We start from the raw sequence: 17,227 nt of genomic DNA on the forward strand, positions 1-17,227 counted from the left end.
CTTGTTCGTCCGTTGGCACATCGCTCTCCGGTCCTGAGGTTCAAATACCGAAAGGCAACCAGAGTCGACAATGTCGATGCCGATACCGACGCTGCCACCGACACCGAGTAACCGACTCAGCGACGACAGACACCGGAGACACCGACGACCACCGAGCGCGAACTCCCTCAGGGACAGGAGCGGAACTGCAGCAATCACGGGCGACCTGGAGGGAACGCGTGGGACATAGAGCACTCGTCGGCTACCGCCGGCCGGACGGGCTCTACGACCTGCGATACAGCCACTGGGGCGGCACCGACCCCTCGCTCGCGGCCGAAATCACCGCCGACACACCGCTCGCCGACGGCACCGTCTCCGCGAGCCTGCTCGCCGACTCGATCGCCCGCGACCGCATCCTCACCGACCACCTCGATCCCTGCGTCCACGAGATGCTGTTTCTCGTCGAACCCAGTGCCGGCTACGAGGTCACACCCTACTACGTCTGCTGGCTCGAATGGGGTGACGGCCACGAGGACGGGCGTGGTGCGCTCATCGGAACTGACCAGACCGACGACTTCGTCAGAACGTGGTTTCGCGCGACCAAGACGACTCTCTCGGACGTACTCGAGATGGGAGTCCTCTCACAGCGAGCCGCGAAGGTGTATCTCGAGGCACGCGTCTGCGAGGAGTACGCGGGCGTCGTCTACACCTACACGGGGACGACTCCCGGGTCGGCGGAGACGGACCGGTCCGAACCCGCCGGCGAACCGTCGGTCCAGCCGACCTCACTCCCGAAGGGGGATCGATTCCCGCCGGAGCTTCGCGGCTGGTTCGACGAGACATCCTTCGACTCCCTCCCGCCGTACGACGACCGAACCGACGACGAGCAAGACGACGACCGAGGCCCAGACTGGTCGTAGCCACCCATCGACTCAGCCGCTCCAGCGAGCGTCCGCCAACGTCCGCTGGACCACGTCGTTGCCGACCGCCTCACCGAGCGTCTCGAAGCCCGAACGCTCGGCCCGGTCGTCCGCGTTCGCCACCAGTCGCGAGACGATGAACTCCGGCGTCGACCGCCCCACCGTGTCGAACCGCGGCTGGTAATCCACGAGCAACTCGAGTTCCGGACTCAGTCCCTCGGCGAAAATGCCGTCCACGCGAGCCTCGGGCGGCAGCGGCTCCAGATCGTCTGCGAGGTGCGTGACGAAGACGCCGAGCGCGTCGCGATCGACGGTCAGCGTCACGAGTCCGTGCAACAGATCGGCCGCACTTCCCGGCTCCGTGATCGCCTCGAACTCGTCGACTAACATTAGCGTCCGGCCATCCGAGGACAGCGGCGGCACGACCGAGCGCAGGGTGGACTCGAGTACCCCCGCGTTGAAACTGGCGTGGCGACGGTGGAACACGAGCGAGTCGACGGGCGTCACCTCGGCGCGCTCGGCGGGGACGGGCAGCCCCATCGAGGCGAGCAGGACGACCTGACAGAGCGTCTCGAGGAGGGTGGTTTTCCCGCCGCTGTTCGCGCCGGTGAGGACGGAGACACGTTCCCGTCCGGGAACTGCGTTTGCGCTGGCGTCGTCATTGGTATCGGTGCCGGTGCCGGCGCCGGTTCCGCTGCCGACGCTGATACCAGTGCCAACGTCGGTACCGATCCCGTCTCGGCCGGAGATCGCATCCGCCTCAGTGAGCCCGTGCGCACCCAGTGCGTAGGTGATCGGCTGGACCTGGTCGCCACTCTCACTCCGACCACCATCGCGCTGGTCGACACCCGAGTCGGTCGCCGGCGAGGCGAGCGTCAGATTCCGCGCCTCGACGACCGACACCGCAGCCGACTCGCCCTCGACGAACGTCGGCCGAGTACAGTCGTACGCGAGCGCGAAGCGCGCGAGCGAGAGGTGTAACGCGATGTCGTCGACCGCCGCGACCGCCTGGTTGATGGCGGCGCGAGCGCCCTCGAGTTCAGCCCGCAACTCCCCAGCGACCTGCTCTTCGCGTTCGTCGATCGCCGCCGTGAGATCGCCGCGCAAGGTCCGGAGCGTACTCCCCACGAAATCCGTCGCGTCGGTCGCGTCCGTCGGCATCGCCTCGCGAACCTGGTCGACCGTCACCGCCGTCTCCGAGAGCAGGTGATCCTCGAACGCCTCGCGGAACTGCCCCACGTCGCGGACGCCGTCGTCCCGCAACTCCTCGATCAACTCGAGTGCGTTCGCGTCCATGTCCTCGACAGTACCGAGGGCGTCGCGCAGGCGGTCGAGTTCGTCGTCGGCACCGCGGACGAGTCGACCCTGGCCGCCGTCGTCCGCGAACGCGGAGAGCGCGTCGGCGGCGGTTGCGAGCGTGTCGCGCTCGAGTTCGGCGACGGTTTCGAACGGGCCGGAGTCGACCCCGGCCTCGAGCAGAGCGAGCGCGGTTTCGACGGCGGCGCGTTCGCTCTCGTCGCGCTCGTCGTAGCGCTCGTAGGCTTCGAGGACGGCCTCGCGGTCTGCCTTCTCGAGTGCCGCCCAGGCGTCGCGGGCTGCGAGCACGTCGTCGAGTCGCGATTCCATCTCCTCGCGGCTGGTCAGCGGCGTGAGCACGCGGATTCGGTCGGCCGCGCGCTGCGTGACCGCGTGCTCGACCGCCAGATCGAGTAGATCTTTGTACGCCGCGCGTGCGTCGCTCGTCGCCAGCATGTCGATTCCGTCGCCGCCGGTCGCCCGCCGCAGGATGCGCGTTGCTCTGCCGCGAGCGAGGCCGGCTGTCGCGAGTTCGCGAACGTCGCCGCTCTCGATCGCCCGGATCGCGCGGTCCCGTCCCAGCTCCGACACAAGTGTCTCCCTCGTCTTCGGGCCGACGCCCCAGTACTCCTCGAGTCGCATAGTATACGCATCGCATTCGAGTCAGTACGCTTGAATACTGTGCCATCGGCTACCCGCTGGCGCGTGTCGGCGCAGATACAGGCGTGCATACAAACATATATTACCTCTTCATACATTCTTCCATGTCAACAGGAACCCCGAACCCGACTGCTATCAGGCTCGGATTCGTCTACTGCTGTGGCGTCGTGCTGGCGTTTACAGCCGGTCGGCTGTCCGACGGCACGGCAGAACAGGGCAACTGGCCGTTCCTCCTCGCAACCACCCTGCTGATCGGACTCGGACTCTACGGAATCGTCCGTTCCAGTGCACCTCGCTCGTAGCAGGCAGGGCTGTGCTCAGCGCGGTGTGTGCCAGGGCAGGAATTCTCGAATGGGGTGTACTCGAGTACACTCGACCGTAGATTTAAGCGGCCACCGACAACGTATCGAGTAATGGCAAACCGGCGTCACGAACGGCAGTACTCCGGCTGGGATGAGGCGGGTGCCAGCGACGGGATGGTTCGACAGTACGACACCACCCGAATGCGCTGGGTCGAACTCGACCTCGAAGACGTACCGGATCGCGTAATCGCGCGCCACCGCGGAGCGGACGGGTCAGCGGAAACAGACGGATCGCCGGAACCAGACAGCTCGTCGGAGTCTCCATCGAAACCCAACCGAGGGTCTGACCCGGCTGCACAGACAGGTGAGATCGTCGATGTCAAACTCGTACTCGAGTCCGCCCAGACGAAACACGCCGTCGAATCGTTCGTCGTCACCGTCGAAAACCGCGGTACTGAGCCGCTGACGGTCGACCGTGCAGGGCTCACGTTCGACGACGATCCCGAAAAGAGCGCGCCGATCGAGGCGGTGGCACTCGAGTCCGGTGGGACGGCAGCGATCGAGGTGCACTGGAGCTGGATTCATCAGGACCAGGACGTGTTGACGGTCGACGTTCGCTCGGGGAGTGAGTCGATTTCGTCGGCGACGGTCGATCTCGACGAGTACAGGTAGCGGTCTGTTCGACTATATGCACATTCGTGTATAATATTGTGTGATGAACCGTCTCTGGAGCGCACAAACACGGGGATTTTTATCCGGGCGGGCACCTATGGACGAGCATGACTGATGGGCGGGGCGAAACTCCCCGGCGAACAGGAATGACCGAAAAGTGCGGCGTCGTCGGCGTCTCACTGGACGGTCGAGACGCGGCACGACCGTTGTACTACGCGCTCTACGCACTCCAGCACCGCGGCCAGGAGTCCGCCGGAATCGTCACGCACGACGGCTTCCAGCAGCACAGCCACGTCGACATGGGCCTCGTCGGCGATGTCTTCGGCGAGGGCGACCTCGATCCACTCGCCGGCTCGGCCGGGATCGGCCACGTCCGCTATCCGACCGCCGGTTCCGTCGACTCCTCGTGTGCACAGCCCTTCTCCGTCTCGTTCAAGAGCGGCTCGCTCGGCCTCTCGCACAACGGCAACCTCGTCAACGCCGACGAGATCCGGGACGAGTTGGCCGCCCTCGGCCACGCGTTCACGAGCGACGGCGACACCGAGGTCATCGCACACGACCTCGCGCGCAACCTCCTGGAAGAAGACCTCGTGCGCGCCGTCAAACGCACGATGGGGCGCATCCACGGCTCCTACGCGCTGACGATCAGCCACGACGACACCGTCCTCGGCGTCCGCGACCCACAGGGGAACCGGCCGCTCTGTATCGGCGAACTCGAGGACGGCTACATCCTCGCCTCCGAGTCGGCTGCGATCGACACGCTCGACGGCGAACTGGTCCGTGACGTTCGGCCGGGCGAACTCGTCGTCCTGCAGGAAGACGGCGACGGCTTCGACTCCTACCAGCTCGTCGAGAAGGATAACACGGCCCATTGCTTCTTCGAGCACGTCTACTTCGCGCGCCCGGACAGCGTCATCGACGAGACGCTCGTCTACGAGGCGCGCCGGAACCTCGGGCGCAAGCTCTGGGAGGAAAGCGGCGTCGAGACGGACGTCGTCATGCCGGTGCCTGACTCCGGGCGCGCGTTCGCCTCGGGCTACGCCGACGCGGCGACCGAGACGACCGCCGACGGTGAGATTCGAGCCGAGGAGGATGACGGCGTCGAATTCGCCGAAGGCCTGATGAAGAACCGCTACGTCGGGCGGACGTTCATCATGCCGACCCAAGACGAGCGCGAACGCGCCGTCCGGCTGAAGCTCAACCCGATCAAGTCCACGATCGAGGGGAAAACCGTCACCGTCATCGACGACTCGATCGTCCGCGGGACGACCTCGACGCAGCTCGTCCAGCTCCTGAAAGACTGCGGTGCGGCAGAGGTTCACGTCCGGATCGGTGCGCCGGAAATCGTCGCCCCGTGTTACATGGGAATCGACATGGCTACTCGGGAAGAACTGATCGCCTCGGACAAGTCGACCGACGAGATTCGGGACGCGATCAGCGCCGACAGCCTGGCGTACCTCTCGACCGATGCCGTCGCAGATGTCCTCGGGAAAGAGCGCCTTGACCTCTGTCTGGGCTGTGTTACCGGCGAGTACCCCTACGATATCGAGGGCGAGGAAACCGACCGGGACGTCCAGCGACCGCAACTCGCCAGCCGGCAGCTGTCGGCAGACGACTAGGATCGCTGGCGGTTACGGGCGGCTACGGCCGGCTACGGCCGTGCCTGTTGCCGAAATATGACAGTCATCAAAACGCTGCGCTAATTTTAACATAGAGACGCGTGAACACCTCACTATGGACTTAAACGAGTTCCTCGAGGGGCACAATCTGACGGGACGACAGGCAGCGATCATCTTCTTTGGGTTCCTGTTACTGATCATCATCGCTGGACTGTTCCTGATACTGTTCAGTGACTTCTTCCAGGAGCTGATCTCGTAGCCCCCGGACTCACAGCGTTCCTCCGTCGACGCCCAGAATCGTTCTACCAGGATCGCTCAATACAGTACGTGACCGAGCACGTACACCACGATTCCCAGCGAAAACGAAATCAGCCAGAGGCTCGCCGCGATTCGTCCGATACGAGCGTGGCTCGTCTGTCGAAGCTCGGAAATCGGGCGCGAAACCGCCAGCAACAGCACATAGTACACGAGCGGAATACAGACGACTGCGAGGAGGATGTGGATCGCCAGAACCGGCAGGTAGACGGTGAGATAAACCGTCTCAGGGCCAGGGAACGGATCCGGGCCACCGGTCGCGATCAATCGATAGAGGTAGAACGTGAGAAACGCCCCAAAGAGGGCGAACGAAGCGAGCATCGCCCGTCGGTGTGCAACCACGTTACCACGGCGGATCGCTCGCCACCCCACCGCGATCGTCGCGATCGCCGTCGCGCTGATCACGACGTTGAGATGTGGAATGGACTCGAGTACCCATCCAGGCGCAGCGGGGACGGCCGACTGTGGAATGCGGCCGCCTGCGGCAGCAAAGACGACGATGAGTGAGACGACGCTCAGGACAGCAGTGAGTGGGGTAACACGGTCGCGCGAGACGTACTCCATTGTCTATAGGTGAGTGTTGGACGGAACGAGGAAGTGCGTATCGACTTTGCGTGCAGCGGTGCTCTCGAGTGAGAGTGGGTGTTGCGATATTCCCGAATTACAACACTGGCACTGTCGCTCTTTGGTGTAGTTTCCTGAAAGGATTATGCGTGGGTGATGTCCACGAAGGGAAATCACCTGCATCGTGTTGCTCGGCGGTGAAACCGCCTCGCGTTTCGCGGTACGATGTACCGCGCATGCGATGCGTGGGACCGGATTCGAACCGGCGGACCCCTACGGGACAGCGCCCTCAACGCTGCGCCGTTGGCCTGGCTTGGCTACCCACGCTCGCGTTTTCGTTCTTTGTCTGCACTCAATCGTATCCAGTGTGATTATAAAAGCCCTTTCCTTTGTGCTTGCGTCTGCGGCGGGGTCACACGGGACCGATTGGAACGGAGATTTCAAATGGCGCAATTGCCAAAGCATACCATGGCTAAATACTCGACCGGTTCGTCCGGCGGCGGTGGCGGGACGAACTGCGAACTCTGTGGTGCCGAAAGCGACTCCCTGCGGCTGGCGTCCGTCGCCGGTGCGGAACTCGAGGTCTGCCCCGACTGTGCGCCCCACGATGATACCCAGCAAACGTCGAGTCGCCGACGCTCCTCGCAGGACTCGGGCGGGTCGCGCTCACAGGACGAGCCGAGCCGCAAGCAGAAGGCCGCCCAGAACGTCGCGAAGGCGAACCCCGTCTGGGACGGCGACTCCGAGCACTGGGAGAAAGACGGCACGAACTACGACGACGACCCGCTGCCGTACCTCGTCTCGAACTACGGCGACGAACTCACCGAGGCCCGGCAGGAGGCTGGCCTCCAGCGCTCCGAACTCGCCGACGAGCTCGAGGTCCCCGAGAAGGATCTCCTCGCGGTCGAACAGGGCCGCGCAACGCAGGCTGGCATCGGCGGCGGGCTGATCGATGCACTCGAGGAGCACCTCGATATCGAACTGGCTGAGTGAGAGCGGAGGGATCAAACGGAATCGAGACCGAGCAGGGAACACTCGCAATCGGCGAGCAGCTTTTTAGTACCAGGCGACGGAGTGAGACCGATGAGTGGGCAACGGGCGGCAGCGGAGCCGTACGCCACGCGGTTCGAGACCGAAGTGACGGCGATCGACGGCCGACGAGTCTGGCTCGAGACGAGCTACTTCTACGGCGAGAGCGGCGGCCAGCCGGCCGACCGCGGGACGATTGATGGGACTGCAGTCGAGGACGTCCAACTCGAGGACGGTGAGCAGGTTCACGTATTGGCCGCGGAGCCGTCGTTCCGGGCCGGCCAGCGCGTCCTCTGTTCGATCGACTGGTCGTTCCGGATGTACTGCATGCGTGCACACACGGCCAGCCACGCCCTCTACGGAGCCGGCCGCCGGCTCCTCGACGACCTCGGCTACGGCGGCTTCGACATCGGCGAGGAGAAGGTCCGTGTCGACCTCGAGACGACCAGTGAACTCGACGATGAGACGCTGCTCGAACTCGACTCGCTCGTGAACAGAGCCGTCTGGGAGTCCCGTCCTGTTTCCTGGGAGGACATCCCGGTGGCCGACGCACGCGAGCGCGAAGATATCGCGTTCAACGAGGCCACCGAGGACGGCGCGTTCCAGAAGGGCCGCGTCCGCATCGTCACGATCGGCGGCGCGGACGAAAACGGCGGCAACGGCACACGTGCGCGAAACAGATCGTCTGCCGGGCCGACCGTCACCACGAGCACCGACGGTTCGGCAGAGCCCTGGGACATCGCCGCCTGTGGCGGCACGCACGTCCGAAACACGCGCGAAATCGGCCCCGTCACCGTCCTCGGACGATCGAACCCCGGCGAAGGCATGACGCGCGTCGAGTTCAGCGTCGGCCCGACGGCTATCGACCGCCGGCGCGAGGAGAAGGCCGTCGCACTCACCGCACGCCAGGAACTCGGCGTTCCCCTCGAGGAGGTCGGCGACGAACTGGCTCGCCTGCAGGACGAACGCGACGACCTCGCCGCCGAGGTACAGACACTCCAACGCGACCTGGTCGACCACCAACTCGAGTCCGCCGACTCGTTCGAACGGGACGGACTCGAGTGGCTGGCCGTCGCGGCCGGTGGAGAAGGCGGCGAGAGCACAGGTATCGACGCGAACGACGCGGGCGAAATCGCACGTGACGAAGCAGGTGACCGGGCAGCCGTCGTCGTCATTTCGGGTTCGGCTGGCTCACCGTACGCGGTCGCGAGTGTAGCCGAAGACGCACAGGAGACGATTTCGGCTAGCGCGGTAATCGACGCTCTGACGGCCGAATTCGGCGGCGGTGGCGGCGGCTCCGATGCGCTCGCACAGGCTGGTGGCTTTGCCGAGTTGCCAGACGAGGACGAGATTCGGGACGTACTCGAGTCGGTCGAGTTCCAGTAGGGTTTTGGCTGAGACTTCGGTTTTGGTTGGGTTACGTTTGTGTTGCCATTCAGATCTGGGTCCAGATTTGGATTCGGCTTCGGATTTGTCGTCTCCGAGGCGACTGTGCCAACGAACTGAGCGCTGGTGCCCCCAGCATTATGCCCGTCATCGGTGTACACGCCCCGATGGGAATCGATTACTCGCAGCTTCGCGATCCGAACGCTGAGTACACGATGCGCGAACTTTCGGCGGAGACGATGGGTGTGACGCGCGAGCGTGGCGGCGATCGGGATCTCGAGATCACCGACGTGCAGACGACGATGGTCGACGGCAACTTTCCGTGGACGCTCGTCCGAATCTACACCGACGCGGGCATCGTCGGCACCGGCGAGGCCTACTGGGGTGCGGGCGCGCCGGAGCTCATCGAGCGCATGGCACCCTTTCTCCGTGGCGAAAACCCGCTGGATATCGACCGGCTCACCGAGCACCTCGTCCAGAAGATGTCTGGTGAGGGCTCGATTGGCGGTGTCACCGTGACGGCAATCTCGGGGATCGAAATCGCACTTCACGATCTGGCCGGCAAAGTGCTCGACGTGCCGGCGTACCAGTTGTTGGGTGGGAAGTACCGCGACGATATCCGCGTCTACTGCGACTGCCACACCGAAGAAGAAGCCGATCCGATCGCCTGCGCGGACGAAGCCGAGCGCGTCGTAGACGAACTGGGGTACGACGCCCTCAAATTCGACCTCGACGTGCCCTCGGGTCACGAGAAGGACCGCGCGAACCGCCACCTTCGCGAACCCGAAATCGAGCACAAAGCGAGCATCGTCGAGGCTGTCACCGAGCGCGTCGGCTCGCGAGCCGACGTGGCCTTCGACTGTCACTGGACGTTCTCCGGTGGCAGCGCAAAACGCCTCGCCAGGCGGCTCGAGGAGTACGACGTCTGGTGGCTCGAAGATCCCGTCCCGCCGGAGAACCACGATGTCCAGCGCGAGATTTCCCACCAGACGTCGACACCGATCGCCGCCGGCGAGAACGTCTACCGAACCCACGGCCAGCGCCGACTCATCGAGGAACAGGCTGTCGATATTATCGCCCCCGACATGCCGAAGGTCGGCGGCATGCGCGAGACACAGAAGATCGCCGACCTCGCGGATCTCTACTACATGCCCGTCGCCATGCACAACGTCGCCTCTCCGATTGCAACCATGGGCGGCGTCCACGTCGCCGCCTCGATCTCGAACTCGCTGGCACTCGAGTACCACTCCTACGAACTGGGCTGGTGGGCGGACGTAGTTGAGGAGGACGTGATCGAAGACGGCTACATCGAGGTGCCGGAGGAGCCGGGACTGGGCGTCACACTCGATATGGACGCTGTGTCGGAGCGTATGGTCGACGGTGAAGAACTCTTCGACGAATCGTGATGTAATAGTACACCATAACTATACAACCGCCGCGCGTATCGGAGGTATGGCTCGCGAACACACCGACAGGCTCGAAAGCGGCGACGGTTCCCACCATCCCGGCCCGCCGCGTTTCGTCACCGTCGGCGAGGGACTGATCAACCCGAACGGGCACGAGATGGAGACGCGCGACGAACTCGCGCCGTGGAATCTCGACCGAAATCCCGACGGCGACTATGCCTGGCACGTCGCAGACGCGCCAGAGGGTTCGACTGCTACCCCCACCGACGCACCAATCGCGGAGTTCGTCCCCGACGTTCCCGGCGAGTACAGGCTCGTTCTCGAGGCTTCCGACGGCAAGCACGAACTCACAGTTCGTGCGTTTCCGAAGCAGGACGACGGGGGCGGGGGCGAACGGCCGCGTCCGCAGGTCCGACTCGAGGCAACCGTTGACGCGGATCGGGACCCGAATCAGGATCGGGACCAGGTACAGGATCAAGACCCGGATCGAATACAGTTTGACGCGACGGCGAAACTGGCGGGAAGCGACGCTGCAGTGGACGACGAGGACGGAACCCAAACAGACCTGACCGTCGAATACTACGTCGACGATCGGAGCGCACTCGAGTTGGACGAACAGAACGGGATTCGCACAGACGAACTCGTCGAGCGGGAACTCGAGTACCCCGTCCGCGTTTACGCGGTTGCGGTTACCGACGACGGCCGATATTCGATTCCTGACGCAGTGGAACTCGATTCAGCACCCGGCGCTGACCGTGTCCAACCCGAGCGCCCCTTCGAACCCCCGTCCTGGGTCGAAGACGCGATCGTCTACGAAATGTTCACGCGTCGGTTCCCGGACCAGGACGACCCGACCTTCGAGACGATCGCGGATCGGGTCGACCACCTCGCCGACCTCGGTATCGACGTGCTCTGGCTCACACCGATGCTCGAGACGGACCGCGGCTTCGGCACGCCGGATAGTCAGGGCGGACCCCACGGCTATCACACGGACGATTACCTCAGCGTTGACTCTGATCTGGGTTCGATGGCCGATTTCGAGGCGCTGGTCGAGACCTGCCACGACCACGACATCCGGGTCGTTTTCGACTTGGTGATCAACCACACCGGGGATACGCATCCGTTCTATCAGGCCGCCGTCGACGACTCCCATCCAGGGCACGAGCGCTACCGCGACTGGTACCGCTGGGAGGACTTCGAGGAGCGAAACGCGGACACCTACTTCGGCTGGGAGGGGATCCCGAATCTCGATCACAGCAACCCAGCCATGCGCGCGTACTTACTCGAGGTGATCGACTTCTGGGCCCCGCTGGTCGACGGCTTCCGCACGGACGTCGCCTGGGGCGTCCCGCTTGGCTTCTGGACGGAGGTTTCCGACCGACTGCGCCGGTACGACGCGGAGTTCTTCCTGCTCGATGAAACCATCCCGTCGGACGTCGAGATGGGCGGCGGCCGATTCCACATGCATCACGACGACGTGCTGCACGATACACTCGAGTCGGTTGCCACGGCGGCTGTATCTCGAGATGAGGCCGACGACGCTGATCGAGTTGAGGGGGAATGGCGAAGAGAAGGGGAAAACGAAGAAGCGGACGCAGAAACAGAAAACAGCGACACAGACACCGAAGACGCCGTCGCCGACACCTTCTCCGACATGTCCGTCGACGCCAGCGACGGCGCCAGCGCCATCCTCGACGCCGTCGCGGAACGAGCACGTCGCGGCGCACACCCCGACTCGGAGTGGCTCCTTTACGTCGAAAACCACGACACCGACCGCTTCCTCGCCGAACACGGACGCGGCGCACAGCAGGCCGCTGCCGCCGCGACCTTCACACTTCCCGGCTCGCCGATGCTCTACTACGGTCAGGAAACCGGTCTCACCGAGCGCCGCGAACCCATGAACTGGGGTTCGTTCGATGCGGCGCTACTCGAGTACTACCACCAACTCCTGGATCTTCGTCAGTCAGTGCCGGCGCTCCAGCGTGCGGCGGCACTCGAGCGGGTGGCCTACGAAGCGTCGACGAAGTATGCAGTTGCGTACGCGCGTGACGCATCGACGGCGGATCGGGCGGTGCAGGCGGATCAAGCGGACGCCGAGGACGGACCAGAGCGCGTCCTCGTCGTCCTCAATTTCAGCCCGGAGCCGACGACGGTGCGGGTGAACGAGCGCGTTTCGGGACCGGATCTGCTCTCTGGCGAGCAGGTGGTCAACGAGAGCGGCGGAGACGGATCTGAATGGGAGCGAACAGTGACTGTCGATTCGGCGGTGGTACTCGAGTCCACGGGACCGGGTATTGAGTAGCGCTGCTGGCGGGTTGTTGGTTCCTGGAGATGTTGTGTAAGTCGATAAAAACGTGACTCGAGCGGCGGATTGCAGCCGTTAGCCTTCCATCCCGCCAAAGGAGAGTCCGCTCTCGACGTAGCTCTGGGCGAAGAAGTAGATCAGTGCGACGGGCATCGCGAACAGGATCGCGAACGCCGAGAACTGAGTCCACGGCGTGTCGTACTGACCGGCCGTTGCGAGCGCGTAGAGTTCGACCGAGAGCGTGTAGTTCTCGGGACTGAGTAGCGTTCGTGCGACAATGAACTCGTTCCAACCCGCGAGGAAGGTAAAGACCAGCACGACGGCGATCCCGGGCTTCGAGAGCGGCAGGATCACCTCGCGGATGACCTCCCAGCGCCCCGCACCGTCGATGACGGCAGCCTCCTCGTAGGAGACCGGAATGTTGTCCATGAACGTCTTGAGTAGCCACGTGTTGAACGGAATTGCGCCTGCGGCGTAGAACAACCCGAGCACGAGCAGGTTGTTACTCAGGCCGAAGTTGACGAACAACACGTAGAGTGCGATGAGCGTCGCAATCGACAGCCCCGCACCGACCTGCGTGAACAGGACGTAGCCGTAGAGGATCTTCTTCCGGCCGCGGAACTCGTGGCGTGAGAGTGCGTACGCGCCGGGGACAACGACCGACATCGAGACCGAGACGGTCACGAAGACGACGATTAGGCTGTTGAGCAGCGCGTCCGTGAAGGACGACTCGAACAGCACCCAGCGGTAGGCATCGAGATTGTACGTCGACGGATCCGCGAAGACGCCCTCGGTGCTCATCAGTCCCGCACCCTCGGAGAGCGAGGCCGTGAAGATCCAGTAGATCGGGAACATGAGCACGACGAGGACGGCAATCGCACCAGCGGTCCCGGCCACTGTCTTGGCGAGGTCGCGAACGCTTCGCTTTCCGGTTCGGACCTGCTCGAGCGTCAGTCTGGTCGTTCTGGCGACCCGCATCGGCCATGTCACCTTCTGGTGTACCCAGGTCGTGAGCATGCCGATGACGTTCGCGAGGAGGGCGACAACCGCGATCATGCGGAATCCACCCCCTCCGCGAGGTTACCCTTTCTGACGGCGAGCCACATGAACAGACCGACGAATGCGATTGCGGTGACCATGATTGCAGACGCGTAGGCGTACTGATTGAGTTCGATTGCCTCTCGATAACCGTAGACGATAAGCAACTCGTTCTGGCGTGACGGACCACCCGAGTTGAAGATCCACGGGATGAGGAACTGCTGGAACGAGGTCGCGGCGGTCAGGATCGATGCGAACATGACCGGCCGCTTGACCGCTGGAAGCGTCACGTGAACGAACCGGTGGAGGTACCCCGCACCGTCGACCTTGGCTGCGTCGTGTAGCTCCATCGGAACGTCCTGCAGCGCACTCACGATGATGATCACCATGAACGGATACGCCAGCCAGACCTCCGTCGTGACGTACGCCATAAATGCACTCCAGCGACCGCTGAGCCAGCTCACTGGCATGTCCACGAGCAGAAATTCCGGCACCGACACGGCGACGAAGAATAGCGCCTGGTCGACGACGCCCGCAAGCGTCGTGACGGCGCTGTTGTACGTCGCTAACAGTTCGTTGAACGGACCGAATCTGGCACCGCTGAACATCCCGCGCCAGACGGTGATGATGAAAATCGCCGGGAGCCCCATCGGGATGATGACAATCGCTCGCATGTATCGCTTCCCGACGACGCGAGCATGCGTCAACAACATCGCGAGGCCGAGTCCGACGACGATCTTGATTACCAGGCTCACTGCCAGGAACAGCCAGGTTATCCCGAAGGACGTCCAGAACTGACTATCGGTAAAGAGGTCGACGTAGTTGTCGAACCCGACGAAGTTCGTGTCGCCACCGATGACGGTTCCTGCGTGGGTCGCGTCGGTCATCGAGAGATAGACCAGAAACGCGATCGGGAACAGCATGAACGACAGGAACAACACCGCACCCGGTGCGACGAGCAAGAGCCCAAACAGGTTGAGGTTGCGCGTATCGAACGGGAGCAACCGCTGACTCTCCGCAGACACGCGATCGAGGAATGACGTAGACATGGCGTGAAGGTACTAACTACAGCTGGGACCGACGACGGTTAGTCCCAGCGACCGCGGATCTCTTCGGCTGCCGCTTCCATCGCTTCGGCCGGCTCTTCGCTCTCGTTGAACACGCGCTCGAGTGCCTCCTCAAGTGGCGTGAACACGAGGTCCATCCGTGGGTCGGCCGGCATCGGCGTCCCCATCTCGACGGTCTCGACGAAGGTCTCGACGTCCTCACCGAGGTCCGCGCTCTCTGCGTACTCCTGGTGGACCGGAATCAGGCCGTGTCGTTCGGCGTTGTCGACGATCACGTCCTCGTTGGTCGTGTACCACTCCGCCCAGTCGATGGTCGTCTCGAGTGTCTCCTCGTCTGCGCCGTCGAGCCCCGAGGTGAAGTACCAGACCTGAATGCCCGTGTAGGGCGTCGGCGAACCGCCGTCGACGTCCGGCAGCGGCGCGAGCGTCGCGTCGACACCGGCGTCACGGAAGCCACCGACCTGCCACGGTCCGTTGATCGCGAACGGCGCGTTGCCGTCGTTGAACGGAGCCATCTGTGACCCGTATTCCGGATCAGACGGCACGTACTCCCAGAGGTTATCCTGGAGCAGTTCGAGACCCTCGATGAACTCGTCGTCTTCGATACCGAGCTCGCCGGTGTCCTCGTGGAAGATTCGACCGCCGAAGGCGTGCAGGAAGCCGCTCACGAAGTACGGATCGACCGGCGGGTACGAGAGTCCCCACTGGTTGTTGGCAGGATCGTGGTAATCGTCCATGATCTCGACCATCTCCTCGAGTGTCTCCGGCGGCTCGTCGACCAGGTCCGGATTGTACATGAGCGTCACCGTCTCGGATGCGAAGGGGAGGCCGTAGGTGTGGCCATCCCACTGGACCGCCTCGACGGCGTCAGCGGTATACTCGCTCTCGAGGTCGATATTCAGGTCGCCACTCGCGTCGTAGCCGAACTCCTGGTCGTGGTAGCGCCCGAGCCAGTCGTGGGCCCATGCGAACGTCGCCGGCCCGTCGCCGGCTGGAATCGCCGTCTCGAGCTGGTCTTCCATGTCGGCGATGTTGTCCGCGCTGATCTCGTTCTCGCGACCCTCGTTGAACGCTTCGAGATGCTCTTCGAGCGTCTCCTCCTCGGCATCTTCGAACTCGTTCCAGAGCGTCGTTCCCTGGTCTTCGTCGCCGAGACATCCTGCGACCGTCAGCATCGTGGCCCCCCCGATCCCCGCGAGGACTTGCCTGCGTTGCATTGGCATGGTGGAAACAGTGATGAATTATATCTTCATATATTTAATTGTTAGGATCCCGTATCCCGGGTTGCCGACCGAAAGCGACCCGCATGCGCCCGTTTCGTACGCGCGAATTGGCTACTCGTCGGAAACGGAGACGGATGAACACAGCGACTCAGTCCAGCTCACAACCCATCGAACTGTAATTAGTGGTGTAATATTTCTTCTAACATCTCTGATTTTGGGAAAGGACTTTATGTTCGCTCACCGAACGAACACGGAAATGGCACGTGTCAGGGTCGAATCGCTCCGAAAGGAATACGACGTTGGAACGGTCGTCGCGGTCGACGATCTGAACCTCGAAATCGAGGACGGCGAGTTCGTCACCGTCGTCGGTCCCTCCGGCTGTGGGAAGACAACGACACTTCGAATGCTGGCCGGACTCGAGGAGCCGACCAGCGGTCGGATCGAGATCGGCGACGAGGACGTCACCGACGTGCATGCTAAGAACCGGGACGTCGCGATGGTGTTCCAGAACTACGCGCTGTACCCGCACAAGAGCGTCTTCGAGAACATGGCGTTCGGGCTCCGGATGAGCACCGACCTCGACGCGGACGAGCGCGAACGGCGCGTCGTCGAGACCGCCGAGATGATGGATATCGAGAACCTACTCGAGGACAAACCCGACGAGCTCTCGGGTGGACAGAAACAGCGCGTCGCACTCGGGCGCGCAATCGTCAGAGAGCCCGACCTGTTCCTGTTCGACGAGCCGCTGAGTAATCTGGATGCCAAACTCCGAACGACCATGCGGGCCGAGATCCAGCGCCTGCAGGACGAACTCGGCATTACGGCGGTCTACGTCACGCACGACCAGCACGAGGCGATGACGATGGGCGATCGCATCGTCATCCTGAACGACGGCGAACTCCAACAGCAGGGCGCACCGACCGACGTCTACGAGAACCCCACGAACAAGTTCGTCGGCGGCTTTATCGGCTCGCCGTCGATGAACTTCATCGACGTCACCGTCGACCAGGTCAGCGACGGACTCCAGCTAACCGACGCCGACGGCGACTTCTCGTTCACGCTGTCCGCAGCGTACGCCACCGCGAACGACGCGGCACTCGGCATGGACAGCTACACGCTTGGCATTCGACCGGAGAACGTCGAAATCGCACGCGGCCAGCCAGCGAACACGATCTCGGCTGGGGTCGATGTCGTCGAACCGGTCGGGTCGGACAACTTCCTCCATCTCGACGTCGGCCCGGAGTTCATCGCTCGCGTGCCATCCGACGTCGATCTCGACGCCGGTGAGACGGTTTCGATCACCTTCGACGAGTCGGACATCCACCTGTTCGACGTCGAAACCGGCGCGGAAATCCTCGGTCGCGATCCGGAGTCCAAGCCGGCGACAGCGCCGTAACGGGGCGGATCGACGAGCCGAGATTCACTTCGAAAAACCGCAAGACGAAG

Annotated in this window: 15 protein-coding genes and 1 tRNA gene; 10 read left to right on the plus strand and 6 right to left on the minus strand. The window is 63.4% G+C overall.

Annotation, left to right across the window (positions count from 1 at the left end; all coding sequences use genetic code 11):
- Positions 1 to 218 precede the first annotated feature (218 nt).
- A complete protein-coding gene (locus BBD46_RS17370; protein WP_071402948.1) occupies positions 219 to 899 on the plus strand; it encodes a DUF6735 family protein in 681 nt (226 codons plus the stop codon).
- 12 nt (positions 900 to 911) lie between these two features.
- Here the strand turns inward: BBD46_RS17370 and BBD46_RS17375 are convergent, their stop codons facing one another.
- Positions 912 to 2,837, minus strand: coding sequence for a MutS-related protein (locus tag BBD46_RS17375; protein ID WP_071402949.1), 1,926 nt, complete (start codon positions 2,835 to 2,837; stop codon positions 912 to 914).
- Positions 2,838 to 2,959: 122 nt separating this feature from the next.
- On the opposite strand from BBD46_RS17375, the gene BBD46_RS17380 reads away from it, so the two are divergent.
- The 4 genes from BBD46_RS17380 (at position 2,960) to BBD46_RS22775 (ending at position 5,707) form a co-directional block, all read left to right on the plus strand.
- The gene (locus BBD46_RS17380) at positions 2,960 to 3,157 is read left to right on the plus strand and encodes a hypothetical protein (protein WP_071402950.1); all 198 of its coding nucleotides are present in this window, start codon (positions 2,960 to 2,962) and stop codon (positions 3,155 to 3,157) included.
- Positions 3,158 to 3,268: 111 nt separating this feature from the next.
- Positions 3,269 to 3,829 (plus strand): hypothetical protein, encoded by a 561-nt coding sequence (locus tag BBD46_RS17385; RefSeq protein ID WP_071402951.1) that lies wholly within the window; start codon positions 3,269 to 3,271, stop codon positions 3,827 to 3,829.
- A gap of 146 nt (positions 3,830 to 3,975) precedes the next feature.
- On the plus strand, positions 3,976 to 5,448 hold the full coding sequence (purF, locus tag BBD46_RS17390) for an amidophosphoribosyltransferase (protein ID WP_071402952.1): 1,473 nt from the start codon (positions 3,976 to 3,978) through the stop codon (positions 5,446 to 5,448).
- Positions 5,449 to 5,563: 115 nt separating this feature from the next.
- The gene (locus BBD46_RS22775) at positions 5,564 to 5,707 is read left to right on the plus strand and encodes a hypothetical protein (protein ID WP_006652051.1); all 144 of its coding nucleotides are present in this window, start codon (positions 5,564 to 5,566) and stop codon (positions 5,705 to 5,707) included.
- Between the two features lie 56 nt (positions 5,708 to 5,763).
- Here BBD46_RS22775 and BBD46_RS17395 read toward each other — a convergent pair whose 3' ends face one another.
- Both BBD46_RS17395 and BBD46_RS17400 read right to left on the minus strand, forming a co-directional pair.
- Positions 5,764 to 6,327: a DUF420 domain-containing protein gene (locus BBD46_RS17395; protein WP_071402953.1), complete on the minus strand. Its 564-nt coding sequence runs from the start codon at positions 6,325 to 6,327 to the stop codon at positions 5,764 to 5,766.
- Between the two features lie 242 nt (positions 6,328 to 6,569).
- Positions 6,570 to 6,654: transfer RNA gene (locus BBD46_RS17400), tRNA-Leu, on the minus strand.
- A 141-nt stretch (positions 6,655 to 6,795) separates the two neighbouring features.
- Between BBD46_RS17400 and BBD46_RS17405 the strand changes: the two genes are divergently transcribed.
- From BBD46_RS17405 to BBD46_RS17420, 4 genes are all read left to right on the plus strand, one after another.
- Positions 6,796 to 7,320 (plus strand): helix-turn-helix domain-containing protein, encoded by a 525-nt coding sequence (locus BBD46_RS17405; RefSeq protein ID WP_071402954.1) that lies wholly within the window; start codon positions 6,796 to 6,798, stop codon positions 7,318 to 7,320.
- Positions 7,321 to 7,410: 90 nt separating this feature from the next.
- Positions 7,411 to 8,742: an alanyl-tRNA editing protein gene (locus BBD46_RS17410; protein WP_071402955.1), complete on the plus strand. Its 1,332-nt coding sequence runs from the start codon at positions 7,411 to 7,413 to the stop codon at positions 8,740 to 8,742.
- Between the two features lie 167 nt (positions 8,743 to 8,909).
- A complete protein-coding gene (locus BBD46_RS17415; protein ID WP_071402956.1) occupies positions 8,910 to 10,148 on the plus strand; it encodes a mandelate racemase/muconate lactonizing enzyme family protein in 1,239 nt (412 codons plus the stop codon).
- A gap of 46 nt (positions 10,149 to 10,194) precedes the next feature.
- Positions 10,195 to 12,450, plus strand: coding sequence for an alpha-amylase family glycosyl hydrolase (locus tag BBD46_RS17420; protein ID WP_071402957.1), 2,256 nt, complete (start codon positions 10,195 to 10,197; stop codon positions 12,448 to 12,450).
- Positions 12,451 to 12,528: 78 nt separating this feature from the next.
- On the opposite strand, the gene BBD46_RS17425 is transcribed toward BBD46_RS17420, so the two are convergent.
- The 3 genes from BBD46_RS17425 to BBD46_RS17435 are packed head-to-tail and all read right to left on the minus strand — an operon-like array spanning position 12,529 to position 15,775.
- On the minus strand, positions 12,529 to 13,509 hold the full coding sequence (locus BBD46_RS17425; RefSeq protein WP_071402958.1) for a sugar ABC transporter permease: 981 nt from the start codon (positions 13,507 to 13,509) through the stop codon (positions 12,529 to 12,531).
- The gene (locus BBD46_RS17430; RefSeq protein ID WP_071402959.1) at positions 13,506 to 14,540 is read right to left on the minus strand and encodes a carbohydrate ABC transporter permease; all 1,035 of its coding nucleotides are present in this window, start codon (positions 14,538 to 14,540) and stop codon (positions 13,506 to 13,508) included. Before BBD46_RS17430 ends, BBD46_RS17425 begins: the two co-directional genes overlap by 4 nt.
- A 38-nt stretch (positions 14,541 to 14,578) precedes the next feature.
- A complete protein-coding gene (locus BBD46_RS17435) occupies positions 14,579 to 15,775 on the minus strand; it encodes an extracellular solute-binding protein (RefSeq protein ID WP_171908244.1) in 1,197 nt (398 codons plus the stop codon).
- 262 nt (positions 15,776 to 16,037) lie between these two features.
- Here BBD46_RS17435 and BBD46_RS17440 point away from each other — a divergent pair, with 262 nt between their 5' ends.
- Positions 16,038 to 17,177, plus strand: coding sequence for an ABC transporter ATP-binding protein (locus BBD46_RS17440; protein WP_071403164.1), 1,140 nt, complete (start codon positions 16,038 to 16,040; stop codon positions 17,175 to 17,177).
- Positions 17,178 to 17,227: the final 50 nt, after the last annotated feature.

The sequence above is a fragment of the Natrialba sp. SSL1 genome, assembly GCF_001861355.1.
Lineage (GTDB): Archaea > Halobacteriota > Halobacteria > Halobacteriales > Natrialbaceae > Natrialba.